Origin of the sequence: Paenimyroides ummariense, assembly GCF_900115115.1 — a bacterium.
GTDB classification, from domain to species: domain Bacteria; phylum Bacteroidota; class Bacteroidia; order Flavobacteriales; family Flavobacteriaceae; genus Flavobacterium; species Flavobacterium ummariense.
Genome location: NZ_FOVI01000001.1, coordinates 259,230 through 275,558, shown reverse-complemented (window position 1 = coordinate 275,558; position 16,329 = coordinate 259,230). Strand labels below are relative to the sequence as shown.

Sequence of the window (16,329 nt, the reverse complement as noted above, 5' to 3'; positions counted from 1 at the left end):
GTTAAAAATAACTTAATAAATTGAGTAAATATAAAAAAAAGAGCCATATTAAAAAATATGACTCTTAAAAAAAATACTATTTATTTTATCTATTGGCATCTGCTGTCCAAGTTGCACCATCTTTTAAATACAGCATGGTTAATTTGCTTGCTGTAATTCTTATGTAATGTGTTTCGTTAGAACCGATCATTACAGCCGTGTTATCATTTTTCTCAATTTCAATTCCGGTAATATCTGGGATACTGTCCGAAAATAAAAAGTTGTATTTATCACCAACTTTTACAACCTGTACATGTCCGTTATGGTTCGATTTACTTTCGTCGCCGTTGGCAAATGTTACTTTACCGTTGTATCTGCCAACAAAAAAATCGTTGTTTGCTGGGTCGTCATCATCACTACATGCTGTAAAAACAAAGATTGATAAACATAAAATTCCGAAAATCTTTAAAATACTTTTCATAGCTCTTAAAATATTATTGTTACACTTAACTTAAAACAAGCATTGTGCCACTGCTGATATATCGCTAATTAAACCGTGTTTAAATTACAGAAAACGCAAAATATGTTTATTTTTTCTACAAAAAGTGTATTTTATCGTTCCAGATATTTCTTCAAATAAACAGTAGCAAGCATCGCACCAATACCAGCCATACCCACACCAACCAGCACCGGCGAATTATAGGCATAACCAAGTGTGATTGGGATTCCGCCTAAATAAGCTCCTAAAGTATTACCAATGTTAAAACTTGCCTGACCGGCTGCAGCTGCAATATTTTCGGATCCTTTTGCCGATGTAATCAGCATCATTTGCAACGGAGATCCAATGGTAAAAGCAACCATTCCCGTAACAAATGCCATTACATAAGCTAACGATGTAATGTGTGCCGTGAAGTAAACCGTAACCAGCGTAAGTGCCATCGTGGTAAAACAAGCAATCGCTGCTTTTGTCGGAGAAATGGTATCTGCCAGTTTTCCGCCTAAAATGTTCCCGAAGAACATTCCCAGTCCAACCAAAATCATAATAAACGGAACTCGATCTTCATTTAAACCGCCCACTTTTGTAACCATTGGCGAAATGTAGGTAATCCACGAAAACAAACCACCTGTTCCAATAGAAATAACAGCAACAATTAACCACGCTTTTGCCTGTTTAAAGTACGAAAGCTGCTGTTTTAAATCGCCATTTGTTTTGTTGTTCATATTTGGTAACCAAAAGTAGATGCTTGCAATGGTAATTAATCCTAAAGCGGCGATGATTCCGTAAGTAATTCGCCACGAATAATGATGCCCAATGTACGTGCCAAGCGGTACGCCGGCTAAATTCGCAATGGTCATACCAGTGAACATAAAGGCAATTGCCTGTGCTTCTTTTCCTTTTTGAACCAATTGTGCAGCAACTACCGATCCTACCCCAAAAAAAGCGCCGTGTGGCAAGCCCGACATAAATCTGCTAATTGCCAAAGTACTGTATTCTGGCGCAATGGCAAACAATCCGTTAAAAACTATAAAAAGCAACATTAATAATAACAACACTTTTTTCGGAGCGATCTTTCCTGTAAAAATGGTTAAAATAGGCGCGCCAACCACAACACCTAATGCATACAATGCAATAAAATGGGCTGCCTGGGTAATTTCAATCTGCTGGTCTTTGGCAATATCCTGCAAAATTCCCATCATGGTAAATTCGGTCATACCAATGGCTAATCCGCCAAATGCCAAAGCAATTAATCCTTTATTCATTATCTTAAAATATCAATTTGCAAAGGTAGTGCTTACTTTACAAAACCACCTTTCCTAAATAAACTTCTTTTAATGGCTGTGTTGTTTTAACGTTATCATTTGTATTAATTAGAAAAAAAATATAAAAAATTAATAGCCTATGTATAAAATTTAAATGGAATTAATATATTCGTACTATTAAAAATTTAAAATAGTTAAAAGGCTAAAAAGCACATTTAATATGAAACAGAGTATGTCTGAAGATCAGCAATTTATTTTTGATTCTATTTACACGCAGGTACGTTCGGGATTTTACAGTTTAGAGGATATTCAGAACAATATTATCGAAGAAATTGAAGATAATGGTTTTGAAGACGAAATTTCCGAAGATTGGGCATACGAGCAGATTGATCGTGTGAACGAAGAGCTTTTAAAAGAAAGTGAATCTTGGGGCGACAACACACAAACCAACCGTTTAATTGCGGCTTTTGATGAGTTGGCAGAATCTAAAATTATTGCACTTCATTATACAGGATTTACCAATGATGACGGCGAATATGAAGTTACTGAAGTTGAGCGTACTTTGATTGATAACGACGAAAAATCGGAAGGATACTGTTTTTACCATGGTCAGGATATGGAACGTGCAGTTCGTGGCGAAGGTTTGTACATTAGTTTTCAAAAGATAAACAACGTAAGCGATGTTGTTAGCAGAGAAGTTGCCAAAAAAATTGTGGAAGTTTTAGAAAAACACAATTTAAAAGTTGATTGGAATGGAAAAGCAGCAACACGCATTTTTCTGCCTGATTTTAAATGGGAACGAATTTATAACGAAGACGATCGCGATTTGTTGAATTACAACTACGTAATCGATGCGATTTTACTAAATAAATAAGAAAAAGCCACTCAATTGAGTGGCTTTTTCAATTAACTAATTCTAAAAAAATGTAATCATAAGCGGTTTTGTTCTTCTGTTTTTTCTATTTTTTGAGCTGTTTTCAACGATTGATTTCCGAATTGATAGCGCAGTGTGATCATAAAATTTCGGGTGTCAACAGCATCTAAAAAGTAATTATTCTGGTTGGCGTATTTTGTACTGATCTTTGTTTTTTCACTATAAAAAATATCATTAAAAGCAATCGATGCGTCTAACTTCTTACTAAAAAACTTACGAGTCATTTGTAACGATGTACTTGAAAAACTTGATATGTTAAACGTTCCCTGAATGGTTGGCGATGTATAAAAGAAACTCGTGTTTAAAACCCAGTCGGCTGCTTGGTCTAACTGAATCTGTACGTTGGTTCTTCCGTTAAATGTTAATCGCTTATTTTCGTACAATTGGTTTTTTAAATCCCAAAAATATTGTTGTCGGTATTCGGTATTGGTACTAAAATCGACAGATAACTTTTCAGAAATTTCAAAGTTTTTATAAAGTTGCAAACCTGCAGCATTTTCAGATTTTATGTTGGTGTATCGATACATTAAGTTTTTAGTTTCGGGAATTTGAAAGTTGATTTCCATTGCAGGGAATTTCTCGTAACGATAATACGGAGTAATGATTGCGTTTTTAAAACTGTAATTTAGTTCGATATTATGCGTAATGGTTGGTCGCAAACGTGGATCGCCTTGAAAATAAGAGAATTCGTTGTAATATGATTTTGCCGGATTCAACCACGAATAATAAGGTCGCGTAATTCTTTTTCCGTACGAGATTCCCAATTGGTGCGAATTTTGAAAATTATACTGCGCATACAATGTAGGAAACCATTGTAAATACGATTGTTTGTTAACATCGGCAGGTTGTTCTACAACGCCTTCTAACTGTGTGTATTCTGCACGCAACCCGGCTTTAAAAGACCATTTTTCCAAATCGTAACTAAAACTGCTGTAGGCCGCGTAATTTTTTTCGGTATAATTAAAATCGTTGCTTTTATCGGGATTCAACTGTAAATTTCCATTCTCATCATCAGAAAAAAGCATCGTGAAATCAGACGAAATGGTGCTGAATTTTAACCCGTTGTCCCACATAAATTTGTCTTTTTTGTAAGAATCATCAACCTGAACGGCAAAAACCTGCGTACTGCTTTCTTCATCATTCGTAAATTGATTTCTTGAAGTTGGATATTGAGTGATGATATCCTGAAACTTGTTTTTTGAATTGTTGGTAAATTGTGCGGTTGATGATAAAGTATGATCGTTTATTTTCTTCTGAAATTGTGCATACGCATTGATCTGATTGTTGTTTTCGTTATGATCGTTTATGGTATTAAAATACGAAATAACTTCGTTGCTATTGTTCGTAATTACTGTAGGAATGTTGTATAAACCGTGCGAATTTGGCTGATAAAATCCGTTGATTCCTAAATTAAAACTGGTTAACGAATCTTTTTCATAACCAATCATAGCATTCCAAGTGTTCTGCGATTTGCTGGTATCTTTACGGTTTGTAATGGTTTTCCATGTTGTAGCATCTTCTTCGTAAAAAACATAATCTTTGCTTTTGCGAACATAATTACCGCCACCATGATAATAGCTCGCAGCAAAATTCCATTTCCCAACATTGTAAAAATTACTTATTCCGGCTACACCTTTGGCATACATACTTTGCTCGTACTTGCCAAAAAGGGTTCCTTTGTAACCCAACAGTTTGTTCTGTTTTAGTTTGATGTTTACAATGGCAGCACCCGATGCTTCGTACTGTGCCGGCGGATTTGTAATAACTTCTATAGCCTGCAATTCGTTCCCCGGAGTGTTTTCTAGCAAAGTTTGCAGTTCTTGCGACGACATCATCCATCTTTTATCGTTAATAGTAACCAAAACACTGCTGTTATTGCGTACCTGCAAACTGCTGTTTTTAACGGTGATGTTAGGCGTTCGTTTTTAAATTTCCCACGTATTTAAGTTGCTTAACGAGCTGTTTTCAACATCAAATACCATACGGTCTATTTTCTGTTTTACTTTTGGGCGTTTAACGCTTATGGTTAATTCAGTCAGTTGTTCTTCTAAAGGAATCAGATACAATGTTAATTCGTTCTTTTGATCTTCTACAGAAATTTGCTGTTGTAATGGTTGATGAAAATCATCATTTATATCCAAAATAATTTCAGATTGATCTGTAATAATTTCAAAATTTCCTAATGAATCTGTCGCCACCGATTGCTGATAGTTTTGTGAAGTATCAAGAATTCTAATTTCTAAAAATGGAATAGGAATATTACCTTCTGTATAAACTGTGCCTTGAATATTTTGTTGCTGTGCCCAAATCTGCGTACAACATAAAAGCATTAAAAAGAGTATAGTATTTTTCATGTGATTATTTTTTACAAATGTGTGGCTATTTTTACAGTGTGTGGGTTAACGAACGGTTAATGGGCGGTTAACGTGCTTTTACAGATAATAGTTTTTCTATATTTGCTATTGATGAAAAACTTAAGAAAACATCCTATCCTTTACTTTTCGTTGCTGTTTGTGGTCTTGGCTGCAATACAGTCGTACTTTTTGTACAATACCGTTTTGCTGAAAAAGAGCGAGATTAAACGTAAAGCCAAAGAAATATTTGAAAAAACAACCGTTGATTATTCATTTTTAGAAGATACCCGTTGGGATGAAAGTTTATATCTATGGCAAGAATTTGATAGTAAAGCAGCTGCCCGACAACATTTTGAAACAGAAATGAAGTTGAAAAATGACAGTCTTGCCAAAGAGTTGCGCGCCTATGTGAAGCAACAATACAAAGAAAGTGGTTTAGAATTAGCGTTTAAAAAAGAATTATTGAGTGTGTACGATAACACCAATAACCAGCAAATAGTTTCAAAACCAATTGTTATTTATACGACCAATCCTAAACCGATTGAAAATTATTTATTGAGCGAGTCTAAATGGGAATCTACCCAATCCAATTCAACAACTGAAACACAAAGAGATACGCTGAATACAAAAAGTTTTGACGATAAAATTAATATCGCCCGCACTTACGAAAAATCTGTTTCTAAAATCGATGAACGAAGTTATGTGATTCAGCAGGCAATTTATTACGATATTTTAAATATGAATACAATTCTGTTTAAAGAGCTTTGGGGGTTGTTTGCAGTTTCTATTTTTATAATGATAATGGTGCTTGTGCTGTATTTTCAATCGTACAAAAAGTATAACGAACAACGCAAACAGGTTTTATTGCTGCACGATACCATTGACAATATTTCACACGAATTTAAAACGCCTTTGGCAACGTTGAAGATTGCTTCAAAACAAATTCAAAAAGCGTACAGTACAGAAACACTTACGTTAATGGATCGACAAATAAATCGATTGGAACATCTTTTAAAGCCTTTGAATACAGAAGATTTTCAAAATAATCGCGCAACAAAAAAGCAGATTGTAGAATTTATTGATGATTATAAAACGTTGTATCCAAATATTAACTGGGAAATTTCTATTGAAACTCTTACCGATGAATTACCGATAAATGTGTCTGATCTTGAAACCATTTTAGGAAATCTGATAGACAACAGCATTAAATACGGCGGTAAAAACATACAAATTTCTATTTTTCAAAACGAAAATGCTTTGAGAATTGATGTTATTGACGACGGAATAGGCATTGCAATGAACGAACAAAAATATATTTTCGATAAGTATTACCGCGTTCCCATTAACAACATTCACAGCGTTAAAGGCTTGGGTGTAGGTTTGTATTTGGTAAGTAAAATTGTAGAAAAATATCATGGAACCATACAGGTTAAAAGCAGTTTAGGCAAAGGATGTCATTTAAGTATTGAACTATGAAAAAAGTTACGGTTTTATTGGTTGAAGACGAATACGATTTTGGTTTTATATTGAAGCAATACCTTGAAATGTATGATTTTAATGTACATTGGTATCAAAATCCTATGAAGGCTTTAGATGATTTTTCCATAATAAATCAATGCGATATTGCTATTTTAGATGTAATGCTGCCCCAAATGGACGGATTTACCTTGGCAAAAAAACTACAAGAAAAGATTGACTTTCCGTTTTTGTTTCTCACAGCAAAAAATCAGCAGATAGACCGTATTTTAGGATTAAAACTAGGTGCCGATGATTATATCTCAAAGCCCTGCGATCCGGAAGAATTAATCCTTCGAATAAAAAATGTTCTAAACCGCAAAGGCTATAAATCAACAAGAGAAGAAATACTAATTGGCAGTTATATTTTCAAACCAAAACAGTTGATCTTGCAACATTCAAACACAGATTATCAGTTAACCGAACGCGAAGTTTCGCTGCTTTTACTGCTTACACAATACAACAATCAGGTAGTAACCCGCGAAGTTATTTTACAACACGTTTGGAAAAATACCGATTATTTTACAGGCAGAAGTATGGATGTTTTTATAAGCCGTTTACGTAAATACTTCCAAAACGACGATCGTATAAAAATTCAGTCAATTCGCGGTGTGGGTTTTCATGTTGTTTTTCCGGTAGATTAAATATAACTAGCTCTGTAATTATCAACAATTATTATCGACAGTTTTTAAGAAAAAAGCTATCTTTAAATAAAAAATGAAATTTGGAAAAGTTGCCGATCCGTCTTTGGTCGATTTTACCTTACCGCCAACTCCGCCCGAAACCTATGCCGTTTTAGATAAATATGCCAAAGGTAATTTTGAAGTTTTTGTTGGTTGCGCCAAATGGAACAAAACCGATTTAAAAAACTTCTATCCCAAAGGCACAAAAGACGAATTGACGTACTATTCGCAACAGTTCAACAGTATCGAGCTGAATGCTACCTATTACAGTTCGCCTTCTAAAGATCAGGTGCAGATTTGGAACGATAAAACACCAGAAACTTTTAAGTTTTTTCCTAAAATTCCGCAATCAATCAGTCATTACAGCAGGTTGTTGAATACCAATGAAAAAGTGTTGGCGTTTACCGATGCTTTGGCTTTTTTCGAAGATAAATTAGGAATGATTTTCCTACAAATGCACGAGAATTTCAAACCAAAAGATTTTGATCGATTACAAAAGTTTATCGAAGAATTCCCAAAAGGTTTTCCGTTGGCTGTTGAGGTTCGTAACGAAGAATGGTTTGCAGATACAACCGTTTTCAATCAATATTGTAATTTGTTGCAAAAGCACAATGTAGCAAATATTATTGTTGATACTGCCGGTCGCCGTGACATGTTGCACATGCGTTTAACAAGTAACACCGCTTTTGTGCGATACGTTGGTGCAAATACCGCTGCCGATTACGACAGGTTAAACGATTGGCTTACGGTTCTTAAAGACTGGCGCGAAAGTGGTTTGCAGAAACTATATTTCTTTATTCATCAAAATACCGAATTAGAATCGCCTTTGCTGGCAACACATTTCATAAAGCAATTGAATACCGAGTTTAAGTTAGATCTTCCGTATCCCGGAAAAAATGATTTGTCACTATTTTAAAATCGAAACAAATGGAATCAACATTTATAGAAAGTATAAAAAAGCAGTTTGCCTATTACAAGCATTTGGGCGATAAAACGTTTGAACAATTGCAAGAACCCGATTTCTTTTGGCAGTTTAATGCGGAAAGCAACAGCATTGCCGTTATTGTGAAACATTTGTGGGGAAACATGCTTTCGCGTTGGACCGATATTTTTACAACCGATGGCGAAAAAGAATGGCGAAACCGTGACAGTGAATTTGAAGCCGATTTAAATTCGGCTGCCGAAGTTCTGGAAAAATGGGAAGCCGGTTGGAATTGTTTGTTTAATACCCTGAACAGTTTGTCTGAAACCGATTTGAACAAAATAATCTATATTCGTAACGAAGGGCATACGGTACAAGAAGCTATTAACCGACAATTAGCTCATTATCCGTATCACGTGGGGCAGATTGTATTTATCGGCAAAATGATTCAAAACGAAAAATGGCAGTCGTTATCAATTCCCCGAAATAAATCAAACCAATATAATGCTGAAAAATTTTCAACAGAAAAGCAACGCAGACATTTTACCGATGATTTGTTGAACGATAAAAACCAGGAATGATATGGGATTATCAATCAAAAAAATACTAAAACAAACCGATCACCGAACTTGGGATTACCCAAAACAACCTTATAGTTTTTATCAGGAATGGAACCGTGCCTTGTTTTTTCATTGGAAGGTTGATGCAGCTATTTTGCAGGAGTTAATTCCCGATGGTTTAACAATTGATTTGTTTAATGAGGAAGCCTACGTATCATTAGTGGCATTTACTATGGAAAAAATCCGGCCGCGATTTTTGCCTCCGTTTGCGCCCATTTCTAATTTCGAAGAGATCAACTTGCGAACCTATGTTTTAAAAGACGATATTCCAGGCGTATATTTTTTAAACATCGAAGCAAGTAAAATCATTTCGGTTGCTGTTTCAAAATTATTGTCGGTTTTACCTTATGAACATGCCGATATGTATCGAAACAATAAAGATTATTTTCAATCGGTTTTTAAAAAGAAGAATTTTTCATTTGCAGCAAAATACGAAATTGGAACCGAGATAAAAGATAAAACCGATTTGGACTGTTTTTTAACCGAACGTTATTGCTTGTATGTTGATGACGACGAAAATTTGTATCGATACGATATTCATCACATTCCTTGGCCACTTTACCAACTAACGCTTTATGAATTGCAAACAGATTATGTTTTGGGTGATTTAAATTTGAACGAACTTCCTTTAAAAGTTCAGTATTCAAGCGGTGTGCAGGTTATCGCTTGGAATAAAATAGAAGTGTAGTTTTTATGGAAGATTTGTATAACAGCATCATGCAGCAAGATGTTACCATTGGTTTGTTAGTTGGTGCATTGGTGGTTTCGCTCATTGTCGCATTTTTTCATTATATGATATTTACCGGATTGTATAAAATAAATCTGGGTAAATATTTTTTTGCAGTGTATCCGATACTATTGGTGGTTCTGTATTTTATTCAACCGCAGTTTATGCTGATCGGGATTGGCAGTTTGTTCGTGTTGACATTTCCAATGGCATTGTTGGGAATCGTAATTATTGCGCCTGCTTTAGGTATTAGGGAACGCGTAAATTATCAAAACAAACAACAGGAATTAGCCAGAATTACCAATAAAAATGCACAATATCTTAAACCTGTAAAAAAGAAAAACTGGATTTGGGAATTATTAAAAAGTCTGTTTTTTATTGCATGCTTTTTTGGATCTTTTGCGGTTTTAGGATTTTTCGGACCCATATTATTAATCGTTCTAACGGCTTTAATCAGTAAAAAAAGATCTGGCAGCAATTTAATGAAGCTGCAAAAATCGTTACCCACATCAAAAATACGGTCGGTTGCAATGGGACTGGCAGAAATTCAGGGGAAAATTGTAATTGATGAAGCGTTAACAAGCCGAGTTAAAAGCAAGCGTTGCGCCGGATATTATTATTTGATACAAGAAATAAGTCACGACGATGACGGTAAAGAACAATTATCAACCATACATACCGATTTTTTGTACAATCCGTTTTTTTTGGAAGATGAAACCGGTAGAATTAAAGTAATTCCCGATAAATTGCAGTTGCTTCACTTTAACGAATATTCGTATCGGAGCAATGGTAAAAAATATACCGAATACGTTTTAGAGGAAGACGATAAACTGTATCTAATGATCGGAAAAGCTTCGATAGAAAACAACGAACCTGTTTTTATGTACGATGAAAACAAACGAATTTTATCGATTACTCCTACAACTGCCGTAGAAAAACACGATCAGGCAATATATTATTTATCGAAAGCACGTCCATACATCATTGCATTTTTGTTATGGGCGGCATTTATACTTTCGTCGGATATTCGGGTAACATCGTCTGGAGTTTCGGTTAATCCGCACAGGTATTTAAGCAGAAATTTTACTATTTTTAAAGATAATAAATCAGAAAAAGAAGCGCAGGCAACAAATGAAAATAGCGATGAAGCTATTTATGCGGAACCTGTTGAAAATTAAATAAAAAAAATTATGGAAAATTTATTGGCACTTTTAATTGTTGTAGTTCTAGTGGTTGCTTTAGTGGGCGGTGCAATTGCCATTTACAACCGCTTGGTTTTTTTAAACAATAATGCCGACAAGGCTTTTGCGAATATCGATGTGTTGTTGAAGCAGCGTGCCGATGAAATACCGAATCTTATCGAAGTTGTGAAACAGCACACCGGTTTTGAACAATCGGTTTTAGAAAAACTGACAAAACTGCGTACCGATTTTCTGAATGCAGCAAACAGCGATGATAAAGTTGCTATTGCTAACGAAACGGCAGGTGTATTGAAAACGGTTTTTGCGGTAAGTGAGAATTATCCCGAATTGCAGTCAAGTCAAGCGTTTAACAATTTACAAAACCGCGTTTCGGGAATAGAAGATGCGATTGCCGACCGGCGTGAACTTTTTAACGAAACGGTAGCTTTGTACAATACCGGAATTCAGGAATTTCCTAACGTAATTTTTGCAGGAATACTGCGTTACAACAAGCGTAATTTTTTACAGATTACCGAGCAGGAAAAAGTGTATAACGGCATTAAATTCTAACATAATGATTGTTGATTTTTTAAGATATTTAGAATCCGAACCGGGCATATTGGTCTTTATAGTCGCCTTTGGAATCATTCCGTTGGCAATTGTTATTTATCTGGTAGATACATTTCTAAAAGCAATTGGCCTGCGGGTTTTTGCTGAAAAAATGGGCACTTTGTTTGCTTTGCCCATTGGTATTACTTGGTTGGCAGGCTTTGTATTGTCTATGCTGTTTTTTGCATCGGGCGTAAGCAGTTTAAAAGTATTGTTTATTTTAATTGGCTTGTTTATTATCTGTTTGATTTATTCCGCATTAAATTTCAACGAAATGAGCGGTTTTATTGGTGATAAGAATAATTCGCTACAAAAGTTAAGGAAGAAGAGTTGATTTATGGGAGAAAAAAGAATATGGAATAGTTTAATAATGATTCCTACAATAGGGTTTGTTTTGATATACTTTTTTATATCTACAGCAATTTATAAATATGGAGCTAATGAGATTTATTATATAGATTCAACTCAAGCCATGAATGAATTTTTTTATAATATAACTTATTATTTTTTCTCATTTGGAATAATAGTTCTATTTAGCTTAGGAATAATTGGATTAATCTATTTAATAGTAATGAGAAAGTTATTGTTTTCTAAAAATTTCTTTATATATTTTATAGTATTACTACTAATATATATTTGTAGTATAAAAGTTGATGTAAATGGATATTTGAATTGGTTTTTCGATTAAAATAAATAAAATTCTCCGCTACCGTACGAATTCTTTGCTTTGGTAGTTAGTCTACAAAGTAAATAGCTGTATTAAAAAATCACTACTAATGAAACAACATTAGTAGCGATTTCTTTATTTCAAAGCCTTTCTAACTTCCGGAGCTACTTTAGTTCCAAACAATTCAATTGATTTCATAAGCATGTGGTGATCAGGATCGCCAACATCCATCTGTCCTACAAAACGGGTATGACCAAACCATTCGTGTTGTTGCAGAATTTTATCGATCACCGCATTTGGTTCGTCCATAAAATAAGCACCTTCTGGTCGGGTTGTGTTTAAAAATACGTCCTTGCTAAACGGCGCCCAACCGCGATCTTTCCCTATATGATCCATCTGTGCGGCATAAAACGGAAAATATTCGTCTTTAATATTGCTGTTAGCCCCAACAAAAGTGTGTGAATTAATACCCAATTGCATTTTTGCTGCATCGTGACCTGCCGCCAAATAATTCTCTTTATAATAATCAACCAAAGGTTTAAAGTTAATAGGCATTCCGCCAATAATAGCAAACATGATCGGTAATCCCAATCGGGCTGCACGAAGAACCGATGCTGGTGTACCACCAACCGCAATCCAAACAGGTAATTTGTCCTGAAATGGTTTTGGATACAGATCTACATTTTTCAGGTTTTGAGTCAAACGTCCGTTCCAGTTAATGTCTGTACCGTTTTTATTAATCAAATCTAATAAAAGCATCAGCTTGTCTTCAAACAACGCATCGTAATCATCTAAACTAAATCCAAAAAGCGGAAACGATTCTATAAAACTGCCGCGACCCGCCATAATGTGCGTTCTACCTTTAGATAGTTGATCCAGCATACTGAAATCTTCGAACAAACGCACGGGATCACTCGAACTTAAAACCGTTACTGCCGATCCTAATTTTATATTTTTTGTAACTGCCGCTGCTGCACTTAAAAACAACTGCGGATTCGTTACGCTGTAGTCTGCACGGTGGTGTTCGCCCATTTCAAAAACATCTAAACCAACTTCGTCTGCCAGTTTAACCTGTTCCAGCATTTCGGTAAACCGTTGATGAGGTGCTTTGCGTTGTTGCGTTTGCGGATTGAACCTTAAATCGCCAAACATCGATATTCCTAATTCCATATTTTCTAATTTTTAGTAAAGTTCGTAAAATAGTTATGGTTTCTGCTTAATGTAGTACAAGAAGTTTCTTTGTTGTTATATGAAAAGAAAATAGTATATTCGGCTCATAAACATTTATTAACATACATTTAAAATACTACTTATGAAAAAAGTTATAATGCTTTTGGCAGTTTGTGCTTTTGGATCGGCAAATGCGCAAGTTTCTTTTAAACCAGGAGTTAAAGCGGGCTATTCTGCCTCTACCGTTACAGGAATGGGTGGTGAGTATAGAAACAATTTTTATGTGGGGTTATACGGAAATTTAAAATTAACGCGTGTTTACAATATGCAGTTTGAGATGATGTATTTACGCCAAGGGGTTGATAATATTCAGTCTTACCGATATGATGATAATAGCTACCAATATGTTCAAGGAAGACAAGGCAGTGTGCCTTTAGATTATTTGTCTTTAAACCTTATCAACAAGTTTAATTTTGATAAATTCAGTATGCATGTGGGTCCCGGGCTTGATATTTTGGTGTCAGAACACACAGCAACCAATAGTTATAATACCACAGGAGGTAATTATTATGAGCCTTTGTATTCACATAATAACGGAGTTGATTTAACTTTTAACTTTGGATTAGGGTACAGCATTACCGAAAATTTTGGCATTGAAGCACGTATGCGTCAGGGAATTATTGAGCCTATTTATTCTAACGCAAGTTATTATTCAAATTATTCAGCTAATTTAAACCGTTCGTTTATGGTTGGCTTAACCTATACATTTAAGTAGAAGATCATGCGTAAAGTTGTTTTTTTAGGGTTGATGGTATTTGGTTTTACTGCTGCCCAAGCGCAAACAGAATTTAGAACGGGTTTAAGAGCCGGTTTGAATATTTCTACCATTGAAGATGTTGATGCTTCGGCTAAACCGGGTTTTTATGTTGGTGCATTTGGAAACATTAAGTTTACAAAGTTTTATTCTTTACAGCCCGAATTGAATTTTTCTATGCAGGGAGCAAATGATGTTTATTTAAGTTCGAAATATTTTCCTGAAACAAATGGAGGCAGAGCCGATATTCCTTTAAATTATTTAGGATTAACCGTTATGAATAAATTTAACTTGAAATCGTTCTTTTTGCAAGTGGGGCCATCGTTAGAATTGTTGTTAACAGAAAGTAAGTATAACAATAACAGAGGAGATTTATCACTTAACGTTGGTTTGGGATATGATATTACTGATAATTTGTCGGTTGAAGGAAGGTACAAAGCTGGTGTTGCTGATGTTGTTAATGATCAAGATTGGTTTCTTTTCTTTTCAGGACTTAACTACAACAGTGTTTTCCAAGTTGGTTTAACCTATAAGTTTAATAAATAAAAGATGCTGAAAAGCATCTTTTTTAACGATATATTTTAATGAAAACAGTTTATGATTTAAACTTAACAGAACAAGAACTATCAAATGATGATTATAAATTTCAGCCAGAATTAACATCGATTTTAGACAATATTAATGTTGATTTCGATCAAAGTATAATTAATCAGATTGTTCTCTGGAAAGTTAATCGTTACTCACAGTTAGACAAAAGTACATTATTGCTTTTAAATCAAGTTGATAAGCATGATTTGATTTTAAATGCTGACTTAACAGAAAAAATTTTAAGAAATCTGTTATCTACGAAAGGCGTACAATTAGCGATGGCTTCAACTATTTTAAGATTTAAAAACCCTAACATTTATCAGATCATTGATCAAAGAGTTTATCGTTTGATTTATGGAAAGATTATGCCAAAATATTTTTCTTCGATAGATATTCAAATAGAATTATACTTGGGATATTTAGAAAAGTTAAGAGAAGTTTGCAATCATAAGCAAATTGATTTTATTCTTGCAGATAGAATTTTATATGATCTTGATAAGAAATATAATAAAGACGAAAAGATAAAATATTAAACTTATCTCTTTTCCTTTCGATACAAATCCCAAACGTCTTCTTGTTGTTTTCTTCCTTTTAAAGCAACTTTTATATATGATTTGGAATTGCTTTTCGCTTTTTTATCGAAGTATTGGTTAATGTTATTCAACAATAAAATCCAATATTTACCTTTAGAGTAGGGAAGACCCAATGCAGATCTACTTTCGGCTCCCAATAAAACTTCGTTATATCCTACATTCGTCTTTTGTACAAACCATTTCATGAATGAATTGTTGGTAAACGAAACCATTTTGGGTTCTTCGTACAACGCATAAGCCAAATCTTTAGAATCCTGATCGATGCCTTTTTGGGTTTTGCTCCACAAATACAATTGTTTTGCAGCTTCATCGCCTGTATCAGGCAATAATTCCAACGGAATACCTAAAAGATAACCAACATATTTCCAAAGGTGTAAAACAGCGGTAAGTTCTTCATTTGTCGGTGGGAGTTTTAATTTCGATAATCCGTCCATAAAAGCGATCGAAAAACCTAAATTGGTAGCCAGCATATCCCACAGATTAATCGGTCTGCCCCAAAGTTCCGGTTTCCAATCGGTCGATTTTTCAATCTGTAAACGAGAGTATGAATGAATCAGTCGGGTGGTTAATATCGAATAAATCCCTTTTTGCTGTGGTTTTAATCCGTTTACCGTTGTAACATTCATCCAGAAATCAACCGTGTCCGCCAAACGTTTTACAGCACCTTTGTGCAAAGCCTGCGTAAAAATAAGCGGTTTGTTAATTGCCGATGATTCATAGCCGCCCATTAAACAATAGTTGCGCAAAACCGATAATGCCGATGTACCGCATCGGTTACAGTATGTCGCCGCCAGATTAATCAAATCGAAATTTACCCAAGCTGGAATATCGGTCAGTTGTTTAAAAAGTTCTTGCGCAGTTTCCGAAAGTTTTTCTTTGTTGGAAGGATACTTAGAAAAATCGCGATGCAACATTCCAATAGCTTCGCCAAACTGTTTGTTGCTGAAATATTCTTTTGCAACGGTATCGCCCAATTCATCAACCTGAAAATACAATGGAATCAGCTGTTCGCTTTCTTCCAAAGAAACCGTTGGAAGCAATTTTGGGAGTAAATTATCGTTGGTAGGTTTCCAATAACTTGAAAAAGATTGGTTGTTTTCAGGCTGATATCTTTCGGGAGCTTTCATAGTTTAAATAATTCAGAGCACAACACAAATTTAACTTTATATCTTTCGTCAAGACTCACAGGTTTTTAAAACCTGTGAGGTCTGA

Annotated in this window: 18 protein-coding genes; 12 read left to right on the top strand and 6 right to left on the bottom strand. The window is 34.8% G+C overall.

Annotated elements, in window-relative coordinates; translation table 11 throughout:
• Window positions 1-85: 85 nt before the first annotated feature.
• Both BM253_RS01445 and BM253_RS01440 read right to left on the bottom strand, forming a co-directional pair.
• Window positions 86-460, bottom strand: coding sequence for a hypothetical protein (locus BM253_RS01445; protein WP_091517879.1), 375 nt, complete (start codon window positions 458-460; stop codon window positions 86-88).
• 131 nt (window positions 461-591) lie between these two features.
• On the bottom strand, window positions 592-1,740 hold the full coding sequence (locus BM253_RS01440; RefSeq protein ID WP_091517875.1) for an MFS transporter: 1,149 nt from the start codon (window positions 1,738-1,740) through the stop codon (window positions 592-594).
• 220 nt (window positions 1,741-1,960) lie between these two features.
• On the opposite strand from BM253_RS01440, the gene BM253_RS01435 reads away from it, so the two are divergent.
• On the top strand, window positions 1,961-2,614 hold the full coding sequence (locus BM253_RS01435; protein WP_245758422.1) for a DUF6891 domain-containing protein: 654 nt from the start codon (window positions 1,961-1,963) through the stop codon (window positions 2,612-2,614).
• A gap of 56 nt (window positions 2,615-2,670) precedes the next feature.
• On the opposite strand, the gene BM253_RS01430 is transcribed toward BM253_RS01435, so the two are convergent.
• Entirely contained in the window at window positions 2,671-4,563 is a 1,893-nt protein-coding gene (locus BM253_RS01430) for an outer membrane beta-barrel family protein (protein ID WP_143095559.1), read from the bottom strand.
• Window positions 4,564-4,599: 36 nt separating this feature from the next.
• The gene (locus tag BM253_RS01425) at window positions 4,600-5,028 is read right to left on the bottom strand and encodes a carboxypeptidase-like regulatory domain-containing protein (protein WP_091517868.1); all 429 of its coding nucleotides are present in this window, start codon (window positions 5,026-5,028) and stop codon (window positions 4,600-4,602) included.
• Between the two features lie 111 nt (window positions 5,029-5,139).
• Between BM253_RS01425 and BM253_RS01420 the strand changes: the two genes are divergently transcribed.
• The 8 genes from BM253_RS01420 to BM253_RS01385 all read left to right on the top strand — a co-directional run bounded on the left by BM253_RS01420 (window position 5,140) and on the right by BM253_RS01385 (window position 11,619).
• Window positions 5,140-6,504, top strand: a complete 1,365-nt coding sequence (locus BM253_RS01420) for a sensor histidine kinase (protein WP_091517865.1) — start codon at window positions 5,140-5,142, stop codon at window positions 6,502-6,504.
• Window positions 6,501-7,187: a response regulator transcription factor gene (locus BM253_RS01415; RefSeq protein WP_091517862.1), complete on the top strand. Its 687-nt coding sequence runs from the start codon at window positions 6,501-6,503 to the stop codon at window positions 7,185-7,187. The genes BM253_RS01420 and BM253_RS01415 overlap by 4 nt, the downstream gene beginning before the upstream one ends.
• Window positions 7,188-7,260: 73 nt before the next feature.
• Window positions 7,261-8,142, top strand: a complete 882-nt coding sequence (locus BM253_RS01410) for a DUF72 domain-containing protein (protein ID WP_091517859.1) — start codon at window positions 7,261-7,263, stop codon at window positions 8,140-8,142.
• A gap of 11 nt (window positions 8,143-8,153) precedes the next feature.
• Window positions 8,154-8,729 carry a DUF1572 family protein gene (locus tag BM253_RS01405; protein WP_091517857.1) on the top strand — a complete coding sequence of 192 codons (576 nt, stop codon included), beginning with the start codon at window positions 8,154-8,156 and terminating at the stop codon, window positions 8,727-8,729.
• 1 nt (window position 8,730) lies between these two features.
• On the top strand, window positions 8,731-9,456 hold the full coding sequence (locus BM253_RS01400; RefSeq protein WP_091517853.1) for a YqjF family protein: 726 nt from the start codon (window positions 8,731-8,733) through the stop codon (window positions 9,454-9,456).
• 5 nt (window positions 9,457-9,461) lie between these two features.
• The gene (locus BM253_RS01395) at window positions 9,462-10,673 is read left to right on the top strand and encodes a hypothetical protein (protein WP_143095558.1); all 1,212 of its coding nucleotides are present in this window, start codon (window positions 9,462-9,464) and stop codon (window positions 10,671-10,673) included.
• A gap of 12 nt (window positions 10,674-10,685) precedes the next feature.
• Entirely contained in the window at window positions 10,686-11,246 is a 561-nt protein-coding gene (locus BM253_RS01390; protein ID WP_091517848.1) for a LemA family protein, read from the top strand.
• 4 nt (window positions 11,247-11,250) lie between these two features.
• Complete coding sequence (locus BM253_RS01385) at window positions 11,251-11,619, top strand: hypothetical protein (RefSeq protein ID WP_091517845.1); 369 nt, start codon at window positions 11,251-11,253, stop codon at window positions 11,617-11,619.
• 468 nt (window positions 11,620-12,087) lie between these two features.
• On the opposite strand, the gene BM253_RS01375 is transcribed toward BM253_RS01385, so the two are convergent.
• The gene (locus tag BM253_RS01375) at window positions 12,088-13,122 is read right to left on the bottom strand and encodes an LLM class flavin-dependent oxidoreductase (RefSeq protein WP_091517841.1); all 1,035 of its coding nucleotides are present in this window, start codon (window positions 13,120-13,122) and stop codon (window positions 12,088-12,090) included.
• A 142-nt stretch (window positions 13,123-13,264) separates the two neighbouring features.
• Here BM253_RS01375 and BM253_RS01370 point away from each other — a divergent pair, with 142 nt between their 5' ends.
• The 3 genes from BM253_RS01370 to BM253_RS01360 are packed head-to-tail and all read left to right on the top strand — an operon-like array spanning window position 13,265 to window position 15,057.
• Window positions 13,265-13,897 (top strand): outer membrane beta-barrel protein, encoded by a 633-nt coding sequence (locus BM253_RS01370; RefSeq protein ID WP_091517839.1) that lies wholly within the window; start codon window positions 13,265-13,267, stop codon window positions 13,895-13,897.
• Between the two features lie 6 nt (window positions 13,898-13,903).
• On the top strand, window positions 13,904-14,482 hold the full coding sequence (locus tag BM253_RS01365; protein WP_091517838.1) for an outer membrane beta-barrel protein: 579 nt from the start codon (window positions 13,904-13,906) through the stop codon (window positions 14,480-14,482).
• Window positions 14,483-14,520: 38 nt separating this feature from the next.
• On the top strand, window positions 14,521-15,057 hold the full coding sequence (locus BM253_RS01360; RefSeq protein ID WP_091517837.1) for a hypothetical protein: 537 nt from the start codon (window positions 14,521-14,523) through the stop codon (window positions 15,055-15,057).
• Window positions 15,058-15,059: 2 nt separating this feature from the next.
• Here BM253_RS01360 and BM253_RS01355 read toward each other — a convergent pair whose 3' ends face one another.
• A complete protein-coding gene (locus BM253_RS01355) occupies window positions 15,060-16,244 on the bottom strand; it encodes an oxygenase MpaB family protein (protein ID WP_091517836.1) in 1,185 nt (394 codons plus the stop codon).
• Window positions 16,245-16,329 lie beyond the last annotated feature (85 nt).